Annotated in this window: 28 protein-coding genes; 6 read left to right on the forward strand and 22 right to left on the reverse strand. The window is 71.6% G+C overall.

The genetic code is table 11. From position 1 onward, the window contains the following. Positions 1-2: 2 nt before the first annotated feature. A complete protein-coding gene (locus JGR68_RS08850; protein WP_199361808.1) occupies positions 3-797 on the reverse strand; it encodes an outer membrane beta-barrel protein in 795 nt (264 codons plus the stop codon). Between the two features lie 199 nt (positions 798-996). Beyond that, positions 997-1,602 carry a DUF4142 domain-containing protein gene (locus JGR68_RS08855; RefSeq protein ID WP_199361807.1) on the reverse strand — a complete coding sequence of 202 codons (606 nt, stop codon included), beginning with the start codon at positions 1,600-1,602 and terminating at the stop codon, positions 997-999. Positions 1,603-1,723: 121 nt separating this feature from the next. Here JGR68_RS08855 and JGR68_RS08860 point away from each other — a divergent pair, with 121 nt between their 5' ends. Continuing rightward, positions 1,724-2,467, forward strand: a complete 744-nt coding sequence (locus tag JGR68_RS08860; protein WP_199361806.1) for a DNA-formamidopyrimidine glycosylase family protein — start codon at positions 1,724-1,726, stop codon at positions 2,465-2,467. Positions 2,468-2,474: 7 nt separating this feature from the next. Here the strand turns inward: JGR68_RS08860 and JGR68_RS08865 are convergent, their stop codons facing one another. Both JGR68_RS08865 and gntA read right to left on the reverse strand, forming a co-directional pair. Then, positions 2,475-3,080 (reverse strand): urea carboxylase-associated family protein, encoded by a 606-nt coding sequence (locus tag JGR68_RS08865; RefSeq protein ID WP_199361805.1) that lies wholly within the window; start codon positions 3,078-3,080, stop codon positions 2,475-2,477. Then, positions 3,077-3,784, reverse strand: a complete 708-nt coding sequence (gntA, locus tag JGR68_RS08870; protein WP_199361804.1) for a guanitoxin biosynthesis heme-dependent pre-guanitoxin N-hydroxylase GntA — start codon at positions 3,782-3,784, stop codon at positions 3,077-3,079. Before gntA ends, JGR68_RS08865 begins: the two co-directional genes overlap by 4 nt. A gap of 168 nt (positions 3,785-3,952) precedes the next feature. Between gntA and fabR the strand changes: the two genes are divergently transcribed. Further along, on the forward strand, positions 3,953-4,588 hold the full coding sequence (gene fabR / locus JGR68_RS08875) for an HTH-type transcriptional repressor FabR (protein WP_234446474.1): 636 nt from the start codon (positions 3,953-3,955) through the stop codon (positions 4,586-4,588). Here the strand turns inward: fabR and JGR68_RS08880 are convergent. The 4 genes from JGR68_RS08880 to JGR68_RS08895 form a co-directional block, all read right to left on the reverse strand. Next, positions 4,545-5,477, reverse strand: a complete 933-nt coding sequence (locus tag JGR68_RS08880) for a pseudouridine synthase (RefSeq protein ID WP_199361802.1) — start codon at positions 5,475-5,477, stop codon at positions 4,545-4,547. The two genes, fabR and JGR68_RS08880, sit on opposite strands and share 44 nt — an antisense overlap. Before the next feature lie 87 nt (positions 5,478-5,564). Continuing rightward, a complete protein-coding gene (locus JGR68_RS08885) occupies positions 5,565-6,275 on the reverse strand; it encodes a DUF5666 domain-containing protein (RefSeq protein ID WP_199361801.1) in 711 nt (236 codons plus the stop codon). Positions 6,276-6,377: 102 nt separating this feature from the next. Next, positions 6,378-7,166 (reverse strand): biotin/lipoate A/B protein ligase family protein, encoded by a 789-nt coding sequence (locus JGR68_RS08890; protein WP_207750152.1) that lies wholly within the window; start codon positions 7,164-7,166, stop codon positions 6,378-6,380. Then, positions 7,163-7,495 (reverse strand): biotin--protein ligase, encoded by a 333-nt coding sequence (locus tag JGR68_RS08895; protein WP_199361800.1) that lies wholly within the window; start codon positions 7,493-7,495, stop codon positions 7,163-7,165. The genes JGR68_RS08890 and JGR68_RS08895 overlap by 4 nt, the downstream gene beginning before the upstream one ends. A 203-nt stretch (positions 7,496-7,698) precedes the next feature. On the opposite strand from JGR68_RS08895, the gene JGR68_RS08900 reads away from it, so the two are divergent. Beyond that, positions 7,699-8,424 (forward strand): rRNA pseudouridine synthase, encoded by a 726-nt coding sequence (locus JGR68_RS08900; protein ID WP_199361799.1) that lies wholly within the window; start codon positions 7,699-7,701, stop codon positions 8,422-8,424. An 8-nt stretch (positions 8,425-8,432) separates the two neighbouring features. Then, positions 8,433-9,053 (forward strand): tRNA (pseudouridine(54)-N(1))-methyltransferase TrmY, encoded by a 621-nt coding sequence (gene trmY / locus JGR68_RS08905; protein WP_199361798.1) that lies wholly within the window; start codon positions 8,433-8,435, stop codon positions 9,051-9,053. Positions 9,054-9,088: 35 nt separating this feature from the next. On the opposite strand, the gene JGR68_RS08910 is transcribed toward trmY, so the two are convergent. The 10 genes from JGR68_RS08910 to JGR68_RS08955 all read right to left on the reverse strand — a co-directional run bounded on the left by JGR68_RS08910 (position 9,089) and on the right by JGR68_RS08955 (position 16,737). Beyond that, positions 9,089-9,559, reverse strand: coding sequence for a DUF1456 family protein (locus JGR68_RS08910; protein WP_199361797.1), 471 nt, complete (start codon positions 9,557-9,559; stop codon positions 9,089-9,091). A gap of 66 nt (positions 9,560-9,625) precedes the next feature. Further along, a complete protein-coding gene (locus tag JGR68_RS08915; RefSeq protein WP_199361796.1) occupies positions 9,626-9,961 on the reverse strand; it encodes a hypothetical protein in 336 nt (111 codons plus the stop codon). A gap of 107 nt (positions 9,962-10,068) precedes the next feature. Then, entirely contained in the window at positions 10,069-10,671 is a 603-nt protein-coding gene (locus tag JGR68_RS08920; RefSeq protein ID WP_199361795.1) for a hypothetical protein, read from the reverse strand. A gap of 97 nt (positions 10,672-10,768) precedes the next feature. Then, the gene (locus JGR68_RS08925) at positions 10,769-11,209 is read right to left on the reverse strand and encodes a DNA methylase (protein WP_199361794.1); all 441 of its coding nucleotides are present in this window, start codon (positions 11,207-11,209) and stop codon (positions 10,769-10,771) included. Positions 11,210-11,295: 86 nt separating this feature from the next. Continuing rightward, the gene (locus tag JGR68_RS08930) at positions 11,296-11,673 is read right to left on the reverse strand and encodes a YajD family HNH nuclease (protein WP_199361793.1); all 378 of its coding nucleotides are present in this window, start codon (positions 11,671-11,673) and stop codon (positions 11,296-11,298) included. 16 nt (positions 11,674-11,689) lie between these two features. After that, the gene (locus tag JGR68_RS08935) at positions 11,690-12,949 is read right to left on the reverse strand and encodes a hypothetical protein (RefSeq protein WP_199361792.1); all 1,260 of its coding nucleotides are present in this window, start codon (positions 12,947-12,949) and stop codon (positions 11,690-11,692) included. Positions 12,950-13,023: 74 nt separating this feature from the next. After that, positions 13,024-13,977 (reverse strand): glutaminase, encoded by a 954-nt coding sequence (locus JGR68_RS08940; RefSeq protein WP_199361791.1) that lies wholly within the window; start codon positions 13,975-13,977, stop codon positions 13,024-13,026. Between the two features lie 126 nt (positions 13,978-14,103). Further along, positions 14,104-15,114, reverse strand: a complete 1,011-nt coding sequence (locus tag JGR68_RS08945; protein ID WP_199361790.1) for a DUF4344 domain-containing metallopeptidase — start codon at positions 15,112-15,114, stop codon at positions 14,104-14,106. 64 nt (positions 15,115-15,178) lie between these two features. Then, on the reverse strand, positions 15,179-16,315 hold the full coding sequence (locus JGR68_RS08950) for a PHB depolymerase family esterase (RefSeq protein ID WP_199361789.1): 1,137 nt from the start codon (positions 16,313-16,315) through the stop codon (positions 15,179-15,181). A gap of 11 nt (positions 16,316-16,326) precedes the next feature. After that, positions 16,327-16,737, reverse strand: coding sequence for a hypothetical protein (locus tag JGR68_RS08955; protein WP_199361788.1), 411 nt, complete (start codon positions 16,735-16,737; stop codon positions 16,327-16,329). A 149-nt stretch (positions 16,738-16,886) separates the two neighbouring features. On the opposite strand from JGR68_RS08955, the gene JGR68_RS08960 reads away from it, so the two are divergent. Next, positions 16,887-18,383: an MFS transporter gene (locus JGR68_RS08960; protein WP_199361787.1), complete on the forward strand. Its 1,497-nt coding sequence runs from the start codon at positions 16,887-16,889 to the stop codon at positions 18,381-18,383. A gap of 42 nt (positions 18,384-18,425) precedes the next feature. On the opposite strand, the gene JGR68_RS08965 is transcribed toward JGR68_RS08960, so the two are convergent. Then, complete coding sequence (locus tag JGR68_RS08965; RefSeq protein ID WP_199361786.1) at positions 18,426-19,556, reverse strand: alkene reductase; 1,131 nt, start codon at positions 19,554-19,556, stop codon at positions 18,426-18,428. Between the two features lie 4 nt (positions 19,557-19,560). After that, the gene (locus tag JGR68_RS08970) at positions 19,561-20,121 is read right to left on the reverse strand and encodes a type 1 glutamine amidotransferase domain-containing protein (RefSeq protein ID WP_199361785.1); all 561 of its coding nucleotides are present in this window, start codon (positions 20,119-20,121) and stop codon (positions 19,561-19,563) included. 187 nt (positions 20,122-20,308) lie between these two features. Between JGR68_RS08970 and JGR68_RS08975 the strand changes: the two genes are divergently transcribed. Beyond that, complete coding sequence (locus JGR68_RS08975) at positions 20,309-21,304, forward strand: GGDEF domain-containing protein (RefSeq protein ID WP_199361784.1); 996 nt, start codon at positions 20,309-20,311, stop codon at positions 21,302-21,304. Positions 21,305-21,392: 88 nt separating this feature from the next. On the opposite strand, the gene JGR68_RS08980 is transcribed toward JGR68_RS08975, so the two are convergent. After that, positions 21,393-21,962 (reverse strand): DUF6151 family protein, encoded by a 570-nt coding sequence (locus JGR68_RS08980; protein ID WP_199361783.1) that lies wholly within the window; start codon positions 21,960-21,962, stop codon positions 21,393-21,395. Positions 21,963-22,040: 78 nt separating this feature from the next. Next, complete coding sequence (locus JGR68_RS08985; RefSeq protein WP_199361782.1) at positions 22,041-23,192, reverse strand: GGDEF domain-containing protein; 1,152 nt, start codon at positions 23,190-23,192, stop codon at positions 22,041-22,043. Between the last annotated feature and the right edge of the window lie 330 nt (positions 23,193-23,522).

Below are 23,522 nucleotides of genomic sequence, written 5' to 3' on the forward strand. Positions count from 1 at the left end.
ACTCAGAAGCGGACTTCGGCGCCCAGCATCAGGGTGTCCGCGCGGTTGACCTCGTAGTAGCCCGCGTCCCAGTAGTAGCTGTCGAAGTAGACGTAGTTGGTGTACGTCAGGCCGAGGTTGACGTGGCGGTTGACGTCGACGCCGAGGCCCAGGCCAAAGTAGCCGCCGTCGACGTCCATGGCGTCGTCGCCCTTCTCTTCCGCGGCCCAGTAGCCGGCGCGGACCAGGGCATAGACCGGGCTGGTCCGTCCGAAGTTGAAGCGCGCGTTGACGCCGATGCTCGCATAGTCGACGTCGTCCACGAAGAAGCCGTCCTCGGTCTTCGCGCCGAGTTCGCCGCGGGCCAGCTCGATGCCGATCAGGGTCACCGAACCGGCCTGCCAGCGGTATCCGGCATTGAGTTCGCGTGTCGACTGGTCGACGTCGTCGTAGACCCAGCCACGGCCGCCCTTGGCGCCAACGAAGAATCCGCCACGGCTTTCGACATGGGCCTGGCGTGCCTCCGGTGCAGGCGCCGGTGCCGGGATCTCGTAGGCGTGGATCATCGGCGCGGCCGGCGGGTTGCCCGTGGCGGAGGTCCGCGGCGCCGCGGCGTCCCGGGCCTGCGGTGCCGTCGCATCACGCGCGACCGGTGCCGGCGTCGACACCGGCGGAATGCGCTTGGCCGGATCGGCTTCGCGCTGGGCCGGCGGCTTCCAGCCCTCGAGCGGCCGGGTCTGCGCGTGTGCCGTCGCGGCGCCGCCGATGGCGCATGCGATCAGGGCGACCGTCGCTGCGGCCTGCCTGGTGTTCTTCATGGTGTCCCCTTCAATGGATGATGCACGGTCGGCGTGCTGCCTTCCTGGCGTGCGGTCATCCCTGGAAGCAGGGGACGTGCCAATCGATCGCGGAGCGTCCATGGGACCTCCGGACCACCTCTCCGACGCTGCGCGGCAACACTCGCCGCTGCGGGTCAGGCCCCTTGGCAGGGCCTGACCGTTTCACCGTAGAAAGCGCCTAGATCGTCGCGCGGGGACCGCCGGTCGACGCGGCGCCCTCTTCGCCTCCCGTCGAACCCGCCGCATCCGAAACCGCCGCATCCGCGGACGCCTCCGTACCCGACGTGCCCTTGCCCGACGCGGTGGACTGCAGCTCCGCCAGCCGTTCGGCGTGAGCGCGCAGCTTCGGCAGCACGCCCTCGGCGAGCGGGCCACCGGCGCCGCCCTGCGAAACCTCGCGTTCGTAGGCGCGGATGGAATCGCGATGGCACTTGGCCATGTGCTGGAGCCAGGCGCGGTCGTAGGCTTCGCCCTGCAGCAGGTCCAGCGCATGCAGCGCGTCGGCCTGCCGGGCGTCGGGCTCGGGGAGTTCGAGGCCGGACGCCTGCGCCAGTTCGCTGTTGTGCTCGCCGTGGTCGTGCTCGATCTGCTGTGCGAACGCGCGCACGTCGGCCGAGGCACCACGCAGCTGCGCCGAGCGCGCCGCCGCGACATCGGCCACGCCGGACTGCAGCGCCTGCTCGAAGAAGCCGCTGCCGACCCGCGCGGGTCGCTTCGCCATGGTCTTCCAGGCCGCGTAACCGGCGCCGGCCAGTACGCCAAGTTTGATCAGTCGTCCGAGCATGTAGGGATCTCCAGGGTGGGGTCGGGCGAGCATGGACCGCCAGCCGTCCGCACCGCGTGCAGAGCGGGTGCCACGCCGGCTTTGACGCCCGCCTCATGATGGCCGCACCGATACTCGCGGCATGCCCGAAGGTCCTTCCATCGTCATCCTGCGCGAGGCCGCCGCCGGCCTCGCGGGCCGCAAGGTGCTGCGGGTGTCGGGCAACAGCACTCAGGACATCGCGCGCATGCAGGGGCAGAAGGTCCTGGCCGTGCGCAGCTGGGGCAAGCACTTCCTGCTGGAGTTCAAGGGCTTCAGCCTACGCATCCACTTCCTGCTGTTCGGCAGCTGGCGCCTCAACGAGGAGCGCGACCGCCCGCCCCGGCTCTCGCTGGGATTCAGCAAGGGTGAGGTGCTCAACCTCTACGCGTGTTCGGTGCGTTTCCTCGAGGGCGATCTCGACGCCCATTACGACTGGAGCGCCGACGTGATGAACGCCGCCTGGGACGCCAAGGCGGCCCGCCGCAAGCTGCGCGCCCAGCCCGCGACGCTCGCGGCCGATGCCCTGCTCGACCAGGACCTGTTCGCCGGCGTGGGCAACATCATCAAGAACGAGGTGCTGCACCGGATCCGCGTGCACCCGGAGAGCGCCGTCGGCGCCCTGCCGCCGCGCAAGCTGGGCGAGCTCGTCACCCAGGCGCGCGAATACAGCTTCGACTTCTACCGGTGGAAGAAGGATTTCGTGCTGAAGAAGAACTACCAGGTACACACCAAATCGACCTGTCCGCGCGACGGCACCCGGCTCAGCTACCGCAAGCATCTCGGCAAGGCGCAGCGCCGCGCCTTCTGGTGCGACACCTGCCAGCGGCTCTACCAGGACGCCTGATCCGCGGTCAGGCGCGCTCGACGCGGAAGTCGATCGGCTTGTAGCTGAAGTTGTTCGACTGGCCGGCCGAGCACGCCGTCATGGCCACGACCAGCGGCATTTCCGCGCGCAGGCTGATGTGGTCACCGGCGCGGCTGAGCGGCGGCAGCACGGCCACTTCCCCGCTCTGCCCGTCCACGGTGACGTTCATGAAGATGTTGAAGGCCACCGGCACGCGGTCGCGTCCGATACCCCAGGGCGCCAGCGCACCGGCCAGGTTGCCCTCGCAGCCGGGGCGCCCGACCTCCTCACCGTACAGTTTTTCGAACATCTCCTTCGAGCACGGCGTCAGGGTGAAGTCGTGCCGGCCGCAGGTGTCCTCGATGATGGTGAACATCGGGCGGCTGCGGTTGGAGTACAGCACGTCGCCGGTGCTGAGCCAGAGCCTGGACGCGTAGTCGATCGAGCGCCCGGACGAGAGGTATTCGTCGAGGTCGTCGCGGCAGAAGGCGGTGAGGTCGCTGACCTGCTGGCCCATCGGGTCGATCACCACCAGCACATCGCCGGCTGCCAGCTCCACCGCGTGACCGGAGCACGGCGGGATGCGCACGGTCCCGGCGGCATCGGCGCTCATCGCGCGGGCTTGGGGCGGAACGGGCAGGTCCAGTCGCTGCCGACGGCGCGTCCGCTGTACTGGCGCGCCTCCGACGCCGCGCCGTAGTCGGCCAGGTTCGGGTTGATCGAACCCTGCAGCGCGATGTCGCGCTCGCGGGTGGCGGCCTGCATCTTCGCGTAGCGGCCGTCGCCCTTCAGGCGATCGAACTGCCGGTGCGAGTTGAACACCAGCGCAGGCGACTCGAAGCGACGCGCCGTGCGCGAAGCGCCCGCGTGCAGCCCGATCACGAAGAACGGATGACCGGCCAGGCTGAGGCTGAAGCGCGGGTCGGCTGGATCGCGGCTGACGTCGGACGACCAGCGCGCGCCGCGACCCACGTCCAGCTCATGCAGGCGCTGCAGCTGCGACCACAGCAGGGCCTCGAAGCGCTGCTCGCTGGTGTCGCCGGGGCCGTCGAACAGTGCGACGAACGCGCGCACCGTCAGGTCGTCCTCGGCCGAGGCATCCAGCACGGCGCCGAACTCCGCCAGCGCGTCGAGCAGCGGGACATCGTTGCGCCGGTCGCCGAGCGCGCCAAGCTCGAAGGTCTCGATGGCGTCGCGGGCCAGCGCCGCCTTGGATCCCACGCAGGGGAAGGCGGGATTGGCGACGTGGTCAAGGAAGCTGCGGGTCAGCGGGCCGGTGCGGGGATGTGCCGGCAGGGACAGGGTGGCGGTATTCATGGCCGCCCACGCTATCGACGGCGCTGCGATCAGGACGTGAGCGCACCGGCGTCGCGGCCGCGGTGGTCAGGTCCGATTCACCGCGTCGCGCCGGCGCGCGGCGCGCGGCGCGGCGTTGGCGCTCCGATTGCGCGATCATGGGCCCTCTTCGCCCGATGCAGTCCCGACGTGCCCCACTCCGCTCCAGCCACGCGCCGACCGCTCGGCCGCCGGCCGTCGATCACCCGCGAGGACCTGATCAACGCCGCGCTGGCGCTGCTCGGCCCCAACCGCAGCGTGTCCACCCTGGGCCTGCGCGAGGTGGCCCGGCAGGCGGGCATCGCGCCCAACAGCTTCTACCGCCACTTCCGCGACATCGACGAGCTGGCGGTGACGCTGATCGAACTCGCCGGCACCTCGCTACGCGCGGTCATCGGCCAGGCGCGCCATCGCGCCAGCAACGGACACGGCGTGGTGCGCGGATCGGTGGAAGCATTCTTCGACCGGCTGCGCGCCGACGACCGGTTCCTCCTGCTGCTCCTGCGCGAGGGCCTGGCCGGCTCGGATGCCTACAAGCAGGCCGTGGACGCGCAGCTGCGCTTCTTCGAGGAGGAACTGCATGTGGACCTGGCCCGGACGGCAGACCCCGCCGCACGGCCGCTGCATGCCCCGGAGCTCGTGGCGCGTGCCATCACCCGGCTCGTGTTCGCCGTCGGCGCGAGCGCGATCGACCTGCCGCCGGAACGCGACCAGGAACAGATCGACGCGCTCACGACCATGGTCAGGATGATCCTGGTCGGCGCTCGGGGCATGCACGCGGCCTGACGCGGGCCAGGGCCTCCGGTATCCGCAACGCGGAAGCCGACTGGAAGCAACGGCGGTCGCCGGTCAACGGGTCGTCGAAGCCGAGCGACGTGGCGAACAGCTGCAGCGGGCGCGCATGGTCGTCCGCGTCCAGGTCGCCCAAGTCGGGATACAGGCGGTCATTGAGGATCGGCGCGCCCAGGGCCGCCATGTGCACGCGCAGCTGGTGCTTGCGCCCGGTCACCGGCTGCAGGCGGTAGAGCCAGACATCGGCACCGCGCTCGAGCACGTCGACCATGGTTTCGCTGTTGCACCCGTCGGGCACCTCGCGCATGCGGAAGAAGGGCTCGCCGCGCTCCAGGCGGCTGCGATGCACGCGCGGGAAGGCGACGCCCGGAAGCGGCGGCGCCAGCGCGTGGTAGACCTTGTCGATCCGGCGCTCCCGGAACAGCGCCTGGTAGCGCGCACGGCTGGCCGGCTCGGCCGAGAACATCACCAGCCCGGCGGTCTCGCGGTCCAGGCGGTGCAGCGGCACCAGCGCCGGGTTGTCCAGGCGGTGCACCAGGCGGGTCAGCAGGGTTTCACGCACCCAAGCGCCCGTGGGCGCGACCGGAAGGAAATGCGGCTTGTCGGCGACCACCAGGTGCGCATCGACATGCACGATGGACTCGGCGAACGGAATCGCAGGCTCGTCGTCCACCTCGCGGAAGTAGTGCACCTCGGCGCCCGCCCTGAAGGCCGCGGACGCGGCCAGCGCGTAGCCGTCGGCGTCCAGCACGCGTCCGCGCGCGAAGCGCCCATGCCAGGTCGCCGCGGGCACGCGGGGAAACCGCGCGCACAGCGCCTCCAGCACCGTGGCCCATGGCCCGGGCGGAAGCTGCAGCCGGCTGGCCGGGATGCCATCGCGCACGGGCCGCACAGGACGCCCGGCACGCACGGCTGCAGGCCCGCCGCCGGCGCCATCGCCTCCTGTCACGCCGGCCCTTCCCGCATGCCCTCAGTCGCCCACCGAGCGCTCGACGATGATGCGCTCCGCCAGCCACTGGTCGCGGCCCAGCTGCCGCGCCTGCACGCGCACCAGGTCGCCGCGCTCGAGGTCTTCGGGGCGATAGCGTCGGCCCTGGTATTCGACCGTGGTGCGCCCGTCATAGGCCACCTGCACGCCGCCGCGATAGCCCCGGGCGTCCGCGTCCAGGCGGATCGTCCTGGCACGCGTGTCCACGTAGGCGACCGATCCGCGCAGGTCGGTCCCGTCAGCCTGGCCGCCGTCGTAGCCGCCGCCAAAGCCGCCTTCGCGGACGTTGCGCACCACCTCGATGGTGCGCGCCCAGGTCTCGCGACCCGAGGCCGCGGCGTCGATCCGCACCACGTCGCCGCGCTCCAGGCCTTCCACGGCGCTCTCGCGCCCCTGGTAGAAGAGACGCGTGCGCTGGTCGTAGCGCACCTCCTGCTGCAGCCTGCGGCCGCTGCGCGGGTCGTCGACCAGCAGCAGGATGCGGCCGTAGCCGGCATCCAGCCGCTCGACCGTGCCGAGGATCCCGTCGCCATACGGCGAGGGATAGCCCTGGTCGGGATAGCCCTGGTCCGGGTAGCGCGGCTGGTCCGGGTAGCGCTGGTCCGGATAGCCGTAGCCTCCGCCGCTCGCGCAGCCGGCAAGGGCGAGGACGCTGGCGACCAGCACGAGGGTGATGCGGCGAAGGTGGGTCATGCGTCTGCTCCAGCGGGCCTGGATCCCATATGCCGCCTCGATCGTGAACCCCGGGTCAGCGGCCGGCGCGGCGGCACGGCAGGACGGCTGCACGCTGCTGCACTAGGGCAGCAGCGCCGTCCACCCGGCGGTCGAGAAGCGCTCCGTCGCCAGCGCCTCGGCGCGGCCCAGCTCGTCCGGATGCAGCACGTCGCGCACCAGGCCACCGTGCCGCTGGCGGAAGGTGTCGACCATGTGATCGATCACCGCCGCGCGCGACAGGCCGGTCTGGCTGCGCAGCGGGTCGACGCGCTTCGCCGCGCTGGTGGTGCCCTTGTCGGACAGCTTCTCGCGGCCGACGCGCAGCACCTCCAACATCTTCGCCGCGTCGATGTCGTAGGCCATGGTGACGTGGTGCAGCACCGCGCCGCGACGCCGGGTCTGGGCGGCGCCGGCGATCTTGCCGGCCTTCGAGGTGATGTCGTTCAGCGGCTGGTACCAGGCCTCGATGCCCAGCCCGGCCAGCGCCTCGATCACCCACTCGTCCATGAAGGCATAGGCCTGCTCGAAGGACATGCCCCCGACCAGGGACACCGGCGCGACGATCGAATAGGTGATGGTGTTGCCCGGCTCGATGAACATCGCGCCGCCGCCGCTGATCCGCCGCACCACCTCGATCCCGTGGCGCGCCGCGGCCGCGGCGTCGACCTCGTTGCGCAGCGACTGGAAGCGGCCCATCACCACCGCCGGGCCCGCCCATTCCCAGACCCGCAGCGTCGGCGGGCGGCGGCCCGCGGCCACCTCGTCGAGCATCACGTCGTCGAGCGCCATGTGCAGCGCGGGCGCCTGCGGACCCGCGTGCACGAGGTGCCAGGCGTGGTCCTGCCAGGCGCTGCGGTCCACGGCGCTCATGCCCCGGCCTGCCCGGACCGCATCGCCCCGCCTGCGCCCAGCGCGCGCCGCACCGCCACCGCCACGCCCTCGGGCGTGAGGCCGTAGAGCTGCGTGTCCGCGTCCAGCGCGGCGGTCACGGCGGCGCTGAGCTCAGCCTCGCCGGCATCGGCGGGAAATCCGACCAGGGCGGCGTTGATGGCGTCCAGCGCGCTGGCGGGTTCGAGGAAGAAGTCCCCGCTGACCTGCACGCTGGCGATGCGTCCCCCGGCCAGCGCCAGGTCGACCACCACCAGCTTGCCGCCGGGGACCTTGTATTCGCCGTGGCCGGCGTCGTCGATGCTGTGCATCCATGCAGTCTAACCAGCCCGGTGGGCGCATACTGCAAGCGTGGATTGCGCCCGCAATCCCGCGCCAGCGCGAGGAGCACGAGCATGAGCAAGGGCCTGAACCAGAAGAAAGAGACCAAGAAGAAACCGCTGAAGACCGCCAAGGAGAAGAAGGCGGAAAAGCGCGACAAGAACGCCGCCAAGCCGTTCGCCCCGGCGTGAGCGTGGAGGTCGAACCGGTTCGGCTGGCGAAACGCCTCATCGCCCTCACCGGCTGCTCGCGCGCCGACGCCGAGCAGTACATCAAGGGCGGCTGGGTGACGGTTGACGGTGAGCCGGTCGAGAACCCCGCGCACCCGGTCACCAACGAAACCCTGGTGCTCGATCCCGCGGCGCGGCAGGAAGCCAGCGAGCCGGCGACGATCCTGCTGCACAAGCCGGCCGGCTACGACGCCATCAGCGGCGCCCGGCCGGCGGCGGCGCTGGTCGACCCCTCCAGCCGCTGGGCCGACGATCCCTCGGGCGTGCGCCTGCTGCAGCGCCACTTCCATCGGCTGACCCCGCTGATGCCGCTCGACGCCGAGGCCAGCGGCCTGCTGGTGTTCACCCAGGACGGCCGCGTCTGGCGGCGGCTGAGCGAGGACCGCGACGACATCGAGCAGGAGTTCGTGGTCGAGGTCGGCGGCGAGATCGGCCCCTGGGGCCTGGCGAAGCTCCAGCACGGCCTGTCCTACGGCGGCCGGGCCCTGCCGCCGTGCAAGGTCAGCTGGCAGAACGAGATCCGCCTGCGCTTCGCGATCAAGGGCGTGCAGGGCGGCCAGCTGCGCGACATGTGCGCCCAGGTGGGCCTGGACGTGGTGGCGATCCGGCGCATCCGCATCGGCCGGATCGCGCTGGCGAAGATGCCCGAGGGTGCCTGGCGCTACCTGCCCGTCGGCGAACGCTTCTGAGCACGGCGATGCGGACCTTCGTCCTGCGCGCGCGGGCGGCCCCGACCGACAGCCAGGCGCTGCTGGCCTCCGTCGGCCAGGCGGCCCACGCCGAGATCCTCGCGCACACGCTGATGAACGCCATCTTCGTGGCGCAGTCCCACCGGCCCGGCGTCGTCGTCTACCTGGTGCTGGAAAGCACCCGCGACTTCTCGCGCACGATCCGCTTCGAGTCCAGCGCCATCCGCGATATCGGCGGCTTCGACGAACGCACCCTGCTGGCCAGGATCGCCCACGCGCTGGACACGTCCAGGGGCATGGGCAAGGAGGAGACCCGACCGGTGGAGCCCGGCGTCACCGTGCAGACGCTCAGCTTCGAGCGCCTGGTGCAGCAGCTGGCCGACAGCCACCAGCTGTTCCTGATGGACCGCAAGGGCGCCCCGATCCACGCCCAGGCCTTTGGCGACAACCCCTGCTTCCTGCTGACCGACCACATCCCGATGCCGAAGAAGGTGATTCCCGGCCTCGAGCGCATGGGCGCGAAGAAGATCAGCCTCGGCCCGACCATGCTGTTCGCCTCGCAGTGCGTGGTCCTCATCCACCACGCCCTGGACCAGCCCGCCCCCACCCGCCCCGACCCAATCCTGTAGGAGCGGCTACAGCCGCGATCCGCCCCGCAACCGCATCACCCGCCCCGGACCCTCAGCGTCAGCCCCTTGAGGAAGTTCCGCAGCAGCTGGTCGCCGCAGGCGCGGTAGTTCTTGTGTCCCGGCTGGCGGAACAGCGCCGACAGCTCCGGCCTGGACACCGGGAAGCCGGCATCCGCGAACACCTGGTGCATGTCCACGTCCTTGAGTTCGAAGGCCACCCGCAGCTTCTTCAGCACCACGTTGTTGCTGATGCGCTTTTCCACCGGCCGCGGCGCAACGCTCGCGTCGCGCCCGCGCAGGTGGACGATCAGGCCGTCCAGCACGTGGGCCAGCACCGCGTCGCTGCAGGCCTGGTAGCCGGGCTCCTCCTCGCGCAGCAGGAAGGCGCGGACGTCGTCCTTCTCCAGCGGAAAGTCCGGATCGGCCAGCCGGACCAGTTCGACCACGTGCTGGTCGCCCAGGTCGAGCATGTAACGGAGGCTGCGCAGGACGTCGTTGTTGATCATGGAATCCGGGCGTGGCGAAGGAGCGTGCAGTCTACCGGCGCGGGCGCGGCGACGTGCCCGCCGGCCTCAGGGGCCGGTGAAGCGCGCCGGGCTGGCCAGGGCACGGTCGCCTGCGCTCCTGCCGGGCTGCATCTGCCGCTGCCCCGCGCGCAGCGCGGCGGCGACCGCGCGCATCGGCTGTGGCTGGTACATGAGCGCGGTGCGGCGCGCCTGCTCACCGGTCGGCTCGGCGGCGTGAACGGCCGGGGCCGGGGCCGGGGCCGGTTCCGCCACCGCGGCCACCGGCTGGGCCCCGTCCAGCACCCCGGCCTGGGGTCCACCCCCCGGCATGCCCTGGACGCAGCCCACCACCAGACACGCAGCCATCGCGGCCGCGAACACGTTTCCAACCGAAATCGCCATCTCCAGCCTGCGCCCTGCCGACATCAACCACGGGTTGCACGCACAAGGCGTGCCAGCGCCTGGCCCGCCTGTCGCTGGGCCCAAGGGCAGGGCCCGGCGCGAACGGCTCAGTCATGCGGCACAAGGTGACGCCGGGCGTCGGCCCGGCGGAACAGCAGCGCCGACGCGCCCCACGGAAGCGCGAAGGCGGCCACCAGCACGATCTCCCGCAGCAGCGACAGGCGGCCCGCGTCCCCGTCGGCCGACGCCAGCCCGACGCCCAGCCCGGCCAGCGCGGCCACCAGCTGCGCCAGCGCGGTCAGGGCCATCGCCCGGGCCATGCCGCGCGCGCGGAACTTCGCGCGCAAGGCGCCGACGGCCGCCACCAGCAGCACGGCGACGAACAGCAGGTTGAGCGGATCGCCCTCGCCTCCCAGCATGCCCACCGCCAGATTGACCGACACGGTCAGGAAGGCGGCGGCGAGCGCCAGCGCGAAGCCGGCGCGCCAGGCCGTGCCGGCGCGGCGCCGGGTGGCGAACTCGTACAGCCCGCAGACCGCCGCGAGCAGCAGCCCCATCACCAGGAAGTCGCTGCCGGTCCAGTGCACGCCCGGCGCGTCCAGGTGCATCGCGACGGCCGGCAGCAGCAGGAGCCCGGCCGCACCGCCCCAGACCAGGGTCCGGAACCGGTTGGCGCGGCGGGCGGGTGCGGGCTTCGGGAGGGTGGACATGACGGCTTCCTCGGGACCGGATGGTGGCCCATCGTCATGCCCGGCGGTGAAGCCATGCGGGCGCACGCGTGAAGCCGGGACGAAGTGCCCGCCGCGCTCAGTCCGGGCCGAAGATCGCCGGCCCGGCCTCGCGCATGAAGATGGCCAGCGTCACCGGTCCCACGCCGCGGAACTCCAGCAGGCGGCGCTCGAACTCCTCGCGGCTGCCGGCCGCCTCGGCGATGCCCAGGATGCGCCCGTCATAGTCGTCGACCAGGGTCCGGCACAAGCGCGCGAGCCGGGTGGCAGTGGATTCGTCGTAGCGGCGATAGCCGCCCTCGCCCAGCATCCGCACCAGCTGGGCATGGCTGCACTCGCAGAGCCTGCCGGGGGTGTCGCGGCCGTGCGTTTCGACGATGACCCGCCAGGTGCCGGCGGCGATCGCCTGCGAGATGCGGTTGCCGAACAGGAAGCTGGCCAGGAACCACTTGAACAGCGACGTCTCGTCGCCCTCGAGCAGATCGAAGCCAAGGTCACGGGGAAGCAGTTGGCGGCGCATGCACGGTCTCCAGGGGCGGGCCGCATCCAACCATGCCCGCGGTGCAGTCCGGGTGTAGCCGGCGCCCTGCGGTCGGCAACCGCCGCCTAGCCGTCCTTGTGCTTCGCGCCGAGCAGTGACTTCAGGTCGGCAAAGGGATTGGACGTCGCCGCGGCGGGCGCGTCCTCCGCGTGGAGCGCGCTGACGCCGGTGTGGTCGAGCTGGCGCGAGTGCTCGTTGTCGTGGCAGTACAGGCACAACAGCTCCCAGTTGCTGCCGTCGGCCGGATTGTCGTCGTGGTTGTGGTTGCGATGGTGCACGGTGAGCTCGCGCAGGTTGGCGCGGGTGAACTCGCGGGCGCAGCGGCCGCAGATCCACGGATACATGTTGAGCGCGCGCTCGCGGTAACCGTGCCCGCGCTGCTCGGCCGCGCGGCGGGCGTCGGCGACGATACGGTCCAGGCGGGCGTTGTCGGGTGTCGGCATGGTGGCGGTCCTCGGGTTACCAGGGGACGGCGTACGGTTCGCGGTCCCCGCGCTGCAGGCCGCGGAACAGCACCGCGGCGTCGGCAGCATCCCACACGAAGGCGGTGTCGTCGTAAGGATTGCGAAGCGCGGCGGTGGCCACGGCGGCCGCGGCGTGCTCGCGCGCGATGCCCTCGCTGCGCAGCGTCGCGACCAGCAGCGTGGCGCGGCGCAGGCCCTCCAGATCGGCGATCCGGGACGCGTAGGTGGAATAGACGGTGGCCGGTCCGGTTGCCTCGAGCACGGTGCCAAGCAGGTTGTACGGACGGAACCGGACAGGCGCCGCTTCGGTCCCAAGCGCCTCCACGGCCGGCCCCAGCGCCGGATACGGCAGCTCCGACAGCTCGCCCATCCGTACCATCCGCGTGGCGAACAGGTTGCGCGTGGCCTGCTCCTGGAACAGCGGACGCTGCAGGCGGCGGCTCCAGCGCTCGCCCGCACCCCCCTTGGCCGGGTCCGGTGACAGCATGTTGCGCAGCGTGCCACCGATCATCTCCCACTCTCCGCCCAGTGGTCGCAGCAGCGACCGCTCCTGCGTCGTCAGCGGCTGCTGCCAGGACGGTGGCACCGCGGCGGCAACCAGATCCGGCGCAAGCTCGCGCAGCGCCAGGTTGCCGTGGTCGAGATTCCGCTCGACCGCGGCGACTGCGACCATCTTCGTCAGCAGCAGGTCCGACGAGGCGAGCACCCGGCGCCAGAACACCAGGTCGCGCTCCAGCAGCTCGCGCACCGCGGCCGGATCACCGGCAAGCGCCTTCTCCCGGACCGCCAGCAGGTGCAGCGTCTGCCCGCCGAGCGCGTGCCGGTAGTCGGCCAGCGGCGTGAACGCATCGCCCGGAACGGCTTCCCGCCATCTGTCGGTCTCGAGCATGCGGCGATAGCCGTCCAGCAGCCACTGCTCCGACGCGCGCCACTGCGCAAGCGCCGCGGGATCCGCTTCGGATGCCGCGATGCACGCCAGGGCGCGGCTGCAGGACGCGGCCAGCGCCGCGACCTCCGCGCTGCGCGCATCGGTGTCGCGCGAGTCGCCGGCCAGGGTGATCGCGTGGACGTATCCGTTCGCCGCGTCGGCCAGCGCCGGACGGTCGTGTGCCAGTGCGGCGAGCCGCTGCGCGTCCGCGGACGGCGCCTCGTCGCTCCAGTTCACTGCCAACAGCACCAGGTACGCGAGGACCACGAAGCCCAGCAGCGCGGCAACCGCCCATGCGCTCGCGCGCAGTACGCGTCTTGCGTGCATTCCCTTCTTCTCCTTCCCCATCGGCCCGTCACTCCATGACGCCGGCCGAGCCTGTTCCGTGACCCGGTCGCCGGTCAGAACACCGACAGCCCCGTCATCCGCGTGAAGCGGTGCAGCGCATAGCGGCCAAGCAGCGAGTTGCCCTTTTCGTCCAGGCCCGGCGACCAGACGCAGAGGCCCATCACCCGCGGCACCACCGCCACGATCCCGCCGCCCACCCCGCTCTTCGCCGGCAGGCCGACGTAGAACGCGAAGTCCCCGGCGGCGTCGTAGGTCCCGGCGGTCATCATCACCGAATTGATGCGGGTGGCGCCTTCGGCGGTGGTCACCTGCTCGCCGGAGCTCCCGCAGCGACCGCCGTCGGCGAGGTACTGCATGCTGCGCGCCAGGTCCACGCAGTCCATGCACAGCGAGCACTGCAGGTAGTAGAAGTCGAGTACGTCCTGCACCTCGTTGCGCAGGTTGTCGTAGCTGCGGATGAAGTTGGCCAGCGCGACGTTGCGGTGGCCGCTTTCGCGCTCGGATTTCGCCACCACCTCGTCGGTTCCGACCTCGCTGTTGCCCGAACGCGCGCGCATGAACGCCAGCAGTGTGCGTTCGGCGTCGTCGAAGTTCGACAGCACCACGTCCGCGGTCACCAGCGCGCCGGCGTTCATGAAGGGATTGCGCGGGATGCCCTTCTCGAGCTCGAGCTGGATCAGCGAGTTGTACGGATCACCCGAAGGCTCGCGGTCGACCCGCGTCCACAGCGCATCGCCGATCGCCTCCAGCGCCAGGGTCAGCGTGTAGACCTTGGAGATGCTCTGGATCGAGAAGCGCTCGCGCGCATCGCCCACCTCGTGCACCCGGCCATCGACCATGGCCAGGGCCATGCCGAAGCGGTCCAGGGGCACTTCGGCGAGCATCGGGATGTAGTCGGCCACCTTTCCTTCGCCGAAGCGCTTGCGCACCTCCTCGTTGATGGTGCCGAGGATGTCGTCGAGGTCGAGGCGCCCGAGGTCGTCGGGATTCGGGGGAAGCTTGCGCATCTGCTGCGGGTCCACTCATGGCGGGATGCCGCCGGAGCGGCCAAGACCCCATGATGCCGCATCGCCCGTGCGTCGCCCGGTGACCGCCCGCGCGCGCGGATGTCAGCGCGGACGGGTCGCCGCGCTCTAGCCGGACACTCCCCCGTCCGGGCCCTCTTCGCGCCGCTCCAGGTAGCGTGCGGCTTCTTCCTCATAGGGCTCCAGCCCCGGCGCGAGGTGCGGCAGCAGCAGGCGCAGCCAGGCGCGGCTGGCCATCCGCGTCTCGCGCGGACAGCCGCGCGCACGTTCGGGCGTAAGGTCGCCCGCGTCGACCATGTCGGCGAAGCCCGCGGGATCGGTGCCGTAGATCAGGCACTGCAGGTTGAAGTAGCGCTGCTCGCCCAGCGCGTGCTCGTCGGCATAGGCGCGCAGGTTGTAGGCGCCGGTGCTGCGCGACAGCAGCCAGTTCGCCGCCATGCGCAGGTTGCCCACGACCGCGTCGGGCGTCTCGTCGAGGCCGGCGAAACGCAGCATCAGGATCGCGGCCAGCTGGTCGACCGCATCCTCCTGGCGGCCGGTGACCGGCAGGTCGAGCAGGTGCACCAGGGCGTGCCCGGTCTCGTGCAGCACGATGAAGCGGACGTTGGCGAGCACGTAGCGGTTGGGATAGTCGGCGCCCAGCGCGCCGGCGCGCTGCTGCTCGAGGCCGCGCTCGTACAGCGTGCGCAGGGTCTCGTAGCAGAGCACCACTTCGGCCCCGGCCGGACGGTAGAAGGCGCCGAACTCGCCGCATTCCGCGGTGACGTAGCGCAGCGCGCGTGGCAGCGCGAACATCCCGTCGATTGCCTGCACTTCCGGCAGGCGGCGCCACAGGTCGGCGTCGCGGACGCGGGCATGGATGTCCTGCAGGCCGGCGGAGCGCGGCGGCGCGTAGGCGTAGTCGAACGCCGGAGCCGCCGCGGGCGGCGCCTGCGCCGCGGTGGCCGCGCGGGGGCGCACGACCTTGCGCGGCAGGGCGCCGTGCGTGCGATGGGTCCGGGTCTCGTGGGTCACGAGCGCGCGGTCCTGCGCGGGCGCGGCTGTCGCCGGCAGGCCGGCGCAGCCGGATGCAGCCGCCAGTACGGCCAGGAACGCGATCAGGCTGACGTGGGCGAGCATCGGAAGCGGAAGGTCCGGCGCCGGGGACGGAGGCGCACGAGTCTGGCAGACCGCCTCCGCAGCGTCATCCGGCGCGCCGGCAGTCGGCGAAGAAGCGCAGCATCCCGGCCGATGCATCCGGCCCCTGCGGATCGGTGTAGGTGCCGGCCGCGTCGCCACCCGACCAGGCGTGGCCCGCGCCATGGATCATCCAGTGCTCGGCCAGCACGCGGCCGTCGGCGGCGCGATGCAGGGTGCGCGTCGCGCTTCGTCCGCCTGCGCCCGCAGCCTGTTCGCGCGTGCTCGATGTGGAGCGGACTTCCGCGACCGGGCGGCCACCGAGGCTCTGCTCGACCACGCCCCGCGCGTTGTCGGGATGCACGGTGGTGTCGCCGTCACCGTGGAAGACGATCGCCGGAACGGTGGTGCCCGCGGCCGCGACGCGCCGGCCGGCGCCACCCTTGCGCATGGCCGCGAACGCCGAGGGCATGTCGCTGGCCAGTCCCGTGGGCAGTCCGGAGTGCACGCCGATGGCGGCGTACAGCTCGGGATGCGTATCGGCCAGCACCGCCGCCATCGCCCCGCCCGCCGACAGACCCGCCACGTACACGCGCCCGGCGTCGAGGCCGCGGGTCGCGACCAGTGCGCGGGTCAGCGCCGCGAGGATCGCCGGCTCGCCGCTGTCGCGCTGCTGGTCGCTGCCGCGGAACCAGTTCCAGCAGCGGTTCGGGTTGCGCGCGGACGACTGGGCGGGCCAGGCGACCACGTAGCCCTGCGCACCGGCCAGCACGTCCATGCGCGTACCGCGCGCGAAGTCTTCCGGCGTCTGGGTGCAGCCGTGCAGCATCACCAGCAGGGGCGCACCCCGGGTGTCGAGCCCGTCGGGAACATGGAGCCGGTAGTCGAGCTCCCCGGCCTCGCAGGAGAACCGGCGGCGCCCCCGGGCGGGCGGGCGCGGCGCTCCGGGTCGCGGGGCGGGCGTCGGCCGTGGAGCAGGGCCCGCCTGCGGGGCATCCGTCGCACGCCCGTCGTCGACGATCCGGAATTCGCCCTCGATGCAATCGTCCGGTCCCGCGCCTGTGCGGCCAGCCGCGGCCGGTGCAGTGTCCGTGGATCCGCGGCCAACCCCTCCGGTGAGCCGGTGCTGGAGCGTGCGCGTCGCGGCCTGCAGGTCGCCGGCCTGCATCAGGCGCATCGCCTGGCGCATGGTGTCGTTGTTCATGGTGTTCCTGGTCAGTGGATGCGGCCGGCCAATGCGGCTTTCACCCGTGGGCTTGCATGCAGCGCGCCGAGCACGGTGATCGACTCGATGGCTTCCAGCGCGAGCTCGGGCGTGACGTCGTCGGCGATGCGCACCAGCCCCAGGGCCTGGATGCGCAGGCGCTCGCCGGCATCGCGCGCGGCCTCGAGTTCGCGCCGCCCGTAGTCCTGCAGTCCCATCACCAGCGTGCGGCGCGACACGGTGTTGCGCAGCGCGTCGCCATGCACGGTGAGCTGGTTGCGGATGGCGGTGCGGATCAGATCGGTGCGGTTGGCGTAGAAGCCCTCCTGCACCAGCAGGTCGATCTGCCCGAGGTCGACGACGCCGAGGTTGATGGTGATCTTCTCGCTGTCGGCGACGGGTCGCGGTCGTGGATCTGGCATGGGCAGAGGTCGCTTTCGGATGGCGAGCGCCAGCCTAGCACCATCCGTGTGGATGGTCATGAACGCGATCGTACCGTCGTGGCGTCGATCAACCGCCGCGCGAGGCGATTAGACTCGCCGGAGGCCGCGCGGCCGTCCCGGAGTCTCCGATGTCCAGCCAGACCCTCCCGCCCGGCACCGGCTCCAGCCTGCACTCCCCGCGCGAGCGCAACGCATCCGTGTTCAAGGGCGACGACGCCGCGCTGCTCGGCATCGTGCTGGCCGTCGTCACCTTCTGGCTGTTCGCCCAGACCACGATGAACATCGGGCCGGTGATGGCCGCGGACCTCGGCATGCCGATGCCGGTCATGAACATCGCGATCTCGCTCGCGGCCCTGTTCTCGGGAATGTTCACCGTGGTCCTGGGCGGCTTCGGCGACAGGTACGGCCGGGTGCGGATGGTCCTGGTGGGCAATGGCCTGGGCATCGCCGGCTCGCTGCTGATCGCCTTCGCCTTCGGCGCCGCCTCCACTCCGATGATCCTTGCCGGCCGCGTGCTGCAGGGCCTGGCCGCCGGCGCGATCATGCCGTCGACCATGGCCCTGCTGAAGACCTACTGGGACGGCCGCGAGCGCCAGCGCGCCATTTCGATGTGGTCGATCGGGTCCTGGGGCGGCTCCGGCCTGACCAATGTCTTCGGCGGCTTCATGGCCTCGACCGCGCTGGGATGGCGCGCCATCTTCATCATCAGCGCGCTGGTCTCGCTGGCGTCCATCGCGCTGGTGCGGCGGATCCCGGAGTCGGCCCCGGCGGCCGGGCGCGATCCGGAGACCGACTGGGCGGGCATCGCTTCCCTCGCCGTGGGCCTGGCGGCCCTGCTGGTCGTGGTCACCCAGGGATCGGCGATCGGCTGGGGCAGCCTGGTCACCTGGGCCCTGCTGGCGGTCTTCCTCGTCGCCCTGGGCGTCTTCGTCAACGCCGAGCGGCACGCGGCCAGTCCGCTGGTGGACTTCAGGCTGTTCCGCAACCCGGTGTTCACCGGCGCCGCGCTGTCCAACTTCCTGATCAACGGCACCGCCGGCGCGCTGGCGGTGTCGCTGTGGGTGCTGCAGGGCGCGGCGGGCATGTCCGCGGCAACGACGGGCTATCTCACCATCGGCTATGCCGTCGCCATCATCGCCTTCATCCGCGTGGGCGAAAAACTGCTGCAGCGCCACGGCCCGCGCAAGCCGATGGCCTGGGGCAGCCTGATCGTGCTGGCCGCCATCCTCCTGCTCATGGCCACGCACACCCTGCAGTGGCAATACACCGCGCTGGCGGTGGTGGCCTACGCGCTGTTCGGGCTCGGCCTGGCGTTCTACGCCACGCCGTCGGTGGATGCGGCGCTGTCCAACCTGCCGGACGCGCAGACCGGTGCGGGCTCGGGCATCTACAAGATGGCCTCGGCGCTGGGCGCCGCGTTCGGCGTGGCGATCTCGGCGGCGATCTTCACCGCACTCGCGCAGTCCGGGCTCGAGGCCGTCGGCGCGGCGATCGAGTTCACCGGCCGCCAGGACAACCTGGCGGTGCGCCAGGCCGGCATGGTCGGCCTGGCCTTCAACGCGCTGATGGCGCTGGCCGCGCTGGTGTCGATCACCGTCTTCATTCCCGGGCAGGCGAAGCGCTAGGCACGCGCGTCAGCCGTCCTGCCGCCGCACCTGCGGCTGTGGCTACGGCTGCGGCTGCGGCGGCTGCGGCTGCGCCTGCTCGAGCGTCGGATAGTCGGTGTACCCGCGCGCATCGCCGCCATAGAACGTGGAGCGGTCCGGTGTGTTGAGTCCGGCACCGGCGCGGAAGCGTTGCACCAGATCGGGGTTGGCGATGAACGGCCGGCCAAAAGCCACGGCGTCCGCCGCGCCCGAGGCGACCAGGGCTTCGGCCCGTTCGGCCGTATAGCCGCCACAGAACACCAGCGTGCCGGCGAAGGCCTCGCGCAGCGCGCGCCGGAACCCGTCGCCCAGCTTCGGGCCGCCGGCCCAGTCCGGTTCGGCGATGTGCAGGTAGGCGATGCCGCGCTGGCCGAACGCGCGCGCCAGGTAGAGCGCGCTGTCTTCCGGCTCCCGGTCGGCGATGTCGTGGCCGGTGAAGTGCGGCGAGATGCGCACCCCGACGCGACCTGCGCCGAGTTCGGTGATCACCGCGTCCACCACGTCCAAGGTGATGCGTGCGCGGTTTTCGAGCGCACCACCGTAGCGGTCGCTGCGCGTGTTGCTGTTGGTCGCCAGGAACTGCTGCAGCAGGTAGCCGTTGGCCGCGTGGATCTCGACCATGTCGAACCCGGCGCGGTCGGCGCGCCGTGCCGCCTGTGCGAACTCGGCGACCACGCCCGGGATTTCCCCGGTGTCCAGCGCACGCGGCGGCGCGGCCGGCAGGTTGGCCGGCGTGCCATCCGGCTGGATGACGAAGCAGGACGCGCCCTTGGCGACGATCGCCGAGGGTGCCACCGGCGCCGCACCATCCGGCCGCACGAGCGGATGCGAGATGCGCCCGACGTGCCACAGCTGCGCCGCGATCCGGCCGCCGCGCGCGTGCACCGCGTCGGTGACCTGCTTCCAGCCGGCTTCCTGCGCGTCGCTGTAGATGCCGGGGGTCAGCGCATAGCCCTGGCCCTGGCGCGAGACCTGCGTCGCCTCGGACACGATGAGGCCGGCGCCCGCACGCTGTGCGTAGTACTCCGCGTTCCTGGCGGTGGGCACGTCGCCCGGCTGGCCTGCACGCGAGCGGGTCAGCGGCGCCATGAGCACGCGGTTGGGCAGCGCGACGGCGCCGGCCTTCAGGGGTGAGAGCAGGTGCGGGTACACCGGCTCAGCTCCGCGGCGGGTGCCGCCCCTCCGCGAACTCTTCCACGATCTTGCGGCAGAACGCCGGCAGGTCGTCCGGCTTGCGGCTCGAGACCAAGCCCTGGTCGGTCACCACCTCCTCGTCCACCACCTCGGCCCCGGCATTGCGCAGGTCGGTGCGCACGCTCGGCCAGGACGTCATGCGGCGGCCGCGCACCACGTCGGCCTCGATCAGCACCCAGGGTCCGTGGCAGATCACCCCGATCGGCTTGCCACTGCGCGCGAAGTCGCGCACGAAGCCCACCGCCGCCTCGTCCATGCGCAGCGTGTCCGGGTTTGCCACGCCGCCGGGCAGGATCAGCGCGTCGAAGTCGTCGATGCTGGCCTCGGCCACCAGGCCATCGACCTGCAACCGGTCACCGGGCTTGTCGTGGTGCATGCCCTGGATCTCGCCCGCCTTGATCGACAGCAGGCTGACCTTGGCGCCCGCCTCTTCCACGGCCTTCCGCGGTTCGGTCAGTTCCACCTGCTCGAAGCCATCGGTGGCGAGGATGGCGACGCGGCGGTTCTCGAGGGTCTTGTGCATGGTGCCTCCGGGGGAATCTCGCGGTGCCCGACCGCGGGGCCGACGAGCATGCAGGTCCGTCGATGGAGGCGACGTGAGCCGCGCACGCCGCTCTCACCGCCACGTCAGGACGCGATTGCTAGTCTTGCCTGATTCCCAGCACCGCAACGGCGGAGCCCGCGAACCACCGCCGAGACGAGGGCCACCCATGACAGGATCCGAAGCGTGGAAGGACAGGATCAAGGCCGACTTCCACCTCGCCATCGTCCTGCTGTTCGGCACGATCACCGTTCTGGTGGTGCTGCCCTTCTCGATCCGCCGCTTCTTCGTGGACGAGGCGCTTGCCGGCACCTTCGGATTGCTGATCATGGCCTGCATCGCATCCGGCGTCGCCTACGCCTGGCGGACCGGTCGTACCCAGGGCGCCGCGAACTTCATCGCCGCCATCTACTGCGTCTTCTGCATCGCCATCGTGCACCTGGTGCAGCCGTCCGGCGCGCTGTGGGCCTATCCGGTGCTGGTGGCCAATTTCCTGCTCGCCAGCCGGAGCCGCGCGCTGCTGCTGTCCTCGGGCGTGGTCGCGGGGGTGATGATCGGCAACGTCCAGCTCGCCGCCGTCGTCGACCAGCTCACCTTCCTTGGCACGGCGCTGATGGTGAGCACGTTCGCGTTCGTCTTCGCGTCGCGCACGGCGCTGCAGCGTGCCCAGCTCGAGGCCATCGCCCTGCGCGATCCGCTGACCGGCGCCAACAACCGCCGCGGCCTGGACGCGGAACTCGAGATCGCCATGGCTTCGAGCAAGCGCAGCAGCGAGCCGCTGGGAATGCTGGTCTTCGACATCGACCATTTCAAGCGTGTGAACGACAGCTTCGGCCATGAAGCGGGCGACCAGGTCCTGCGCGGGATCGCTGCCCTGGTGCACGCGAACACGCGCAGGCAGGACCGGTTCTTTCGCCTCGGCGGCGAAGAATTCGCACTCCTCCTTCCCGGCACCAGCCCCGCGGCGCTGCGCGACGTGGCCGAAAAGCTGCGCCAGGCGGTGGAACGCGAGGTCCAGGCCGAGGGACATCCCGTCACCATCTCCATCGGTGCGGCGCCGGTCCGCGCCGGCGAGACGCCTGCCGAATGGTTGGCGCGCGCCGATGCCGCGATGTACGCGGCCAAGCGCGGCGGCCGCAACCGCACGGTGGTGGCAGAGGCGTGAACCTCGCCGACATCCGCCGCGGGTCCTGCATCCACTTCGGCGTCGGCGCGACGATGGCGCGTGCGGAAGGGCGTCGCCACGCCGGCGATCAGTTTTCGACGCCAATCCGCTCCGACTCCTGCATCGGGCGACCCGTTGCAGCATCGAAGAAGGGAGACTCGCGCTGCCCGCGCAGGCGCGCACCGAGCACGCCCTTCGCGATGCACAGGCCGCCCCACAGGAAGGCCAGCGGCGTCGCACGCACCGGCGCGTTCGCCGACGCCGAATGCACTACGCAGCTGCCCGCCGGTCCCACGGCCGCGTCCACCGCCGCGGCATCGGGCAGGCACGCCGTGCACAGGCCCACGTAATGCACGCGGGGATTGCGTGCGGTGTTTCCCAGCGGCGTGCGGCAGCAGGCGGCGTACCAGCGGTACACCCTGCCGCTCAGCGTGCCGCAGGCGATCTGCCCGCTGCCCGCGGTGAATCGCAGCCCCGACGGCGCCATGGCGACGATGTCGGTGCCGCCGCACGCATCGAGCAGCCCCGGTGTTCCCAGCCAACGCGCATAGGCCTGGCAGTCCCGGCAATGGCAGCTGACGCGGGCATAGGTCCGGGCAGCCCGTGCTTCGCCCTGGACCTGGCCGCAGCGGCAGCGCAGCGGAATGATGCGGCTCATGCATCGCCTGCAACTGGGGAAGGAAAGTCGATGCCGAATCGTACAGGCGGCCTCGCCGCAAGGTGAAGCGCTTCGCGGCTATGCCGGCTCGGCCACATGGGCCTGGTCCCGGCCCGCACGCTTGGCGCTGTACAGCGCGGTATCGGCCTCGGCCACCGCGTTGGTGAAATCGTCGCCCGCCGCCCATGCGGCCACGCCGATGCTGGCAGTGACCGATAGGCGTGACTCGCCGAATCGGAACGGCGTCCCGCCTACCGCCGCGCGCATGCGCTCGGCAGCCGCGCCGGCCCCTTCCATGCCGGACGCGTCCAGCAGCACCAGGAACTCCTCGCCGCCCCAGCGGGCCAGCGGCGTGCCGGTGCGCAGCGTCCCGCGCAGGCGGCCGGACACCGCGCGCAGCACCTCGTCGCCGCGCTCGTGGCCGTGGGTGTCGTTGATCGGCTTGAAATGGTCGACGTCCAGCAGCAGCACCGCCGGCAGGCGTCCACGTGCCAGCACGTCGGCCTGCCACACCGCGGCGCGCTCGAGCAGCGCGCGGCGCGTCAGCAGCCCGGTCAGCTCGTCGATGTCCGCGTACCGGCGCAGCCGGTAGTGCAGCCGGGCGTTGGCCAGGTTGAGCACCAGCGCGCCCACCAGCAGGGGCAGCAGCGCATAGAGCACCGCATAGGCGGGCAGCAGCGGCGCCTCGACGTAAAGCAGGTGGCGATGCTCGGGCCCGTCGTGGCGGATCGCCGCGTCCAGCGCCACGATCCAGCTGCACGCGTAGACCAGCAGGGTCACCGCCACCGCGGCCTCGGCCGCGTTGCGCGGCGCCACCAGCGCCCGGCGCATGGTCCAGGTGATACCCAGCGACACCGCCAGGCACAGCGCATGGAAGGTCAGCGCGAAGCTGCGCGGCCCCGCGAACCAGGCCAGCAGCAGGGCCAGGCTGGGCACGCCGATCTCCAGCGCCAGCCGGGTGATGGCGACCGGGCGCGCGCCGACCAGCGGCCGCAGCGCGCGATAGATCACCGCCGTGCCCACGACCGCCGTCAGGGCGAGGACCAGGAGCGGCCATCGCGCGGCGCGTTCGGCGACTCCGCTGGTCACCATGCCGGCGCCCAGCAGCGCGAAGCCCAGGGCGGAGCGCGCCAGCCCGCCGCGATTGAGACTGTCGCCCTGGACCGCGATCAGCAGCATCAGGGCCGCGGCCCACGCGCCGAAGCCGCCGATCACGTAGGTGAAAAGCATGTCCATTGAATGCATGCCTCGAGGTGCGTGGGCGGGCGCGGCGTGCGCGCAGGGCTGTTCCCTCCGGGAGCCCCCCACCGCAAGCAACAAATATGCCAGTGGCACCCGGGAGCCCCGGTGATGACGGCGAACGCACCACCCTCGAGGCGAGCTGCATCAGCGCGCACCTGCAGCTGTACCACCCCGGCGGCACCACGCCGGGTCGCCTGCAGGCGCGGCCGTGCGTGCATGGCCTGCGGGCATGCTGCGTGAAGCGTCGCACCCGACAGCGACCCACCCGAGGGCTCCACATGGATCGTCGCTGTTTCCTCGGCGCAGGCAGCATTGCGG

The organism is Luteimonas sp. MC1750 (genome assembly GCF_016615955.1).
In the GTDB taxonomy this organism is placed as follows: domain Bacteria; phylum Pseudomonadota; class Gammaproteobacteria; order Xanthomonadales; family Xanthomonadaceae; genus Luteimonas.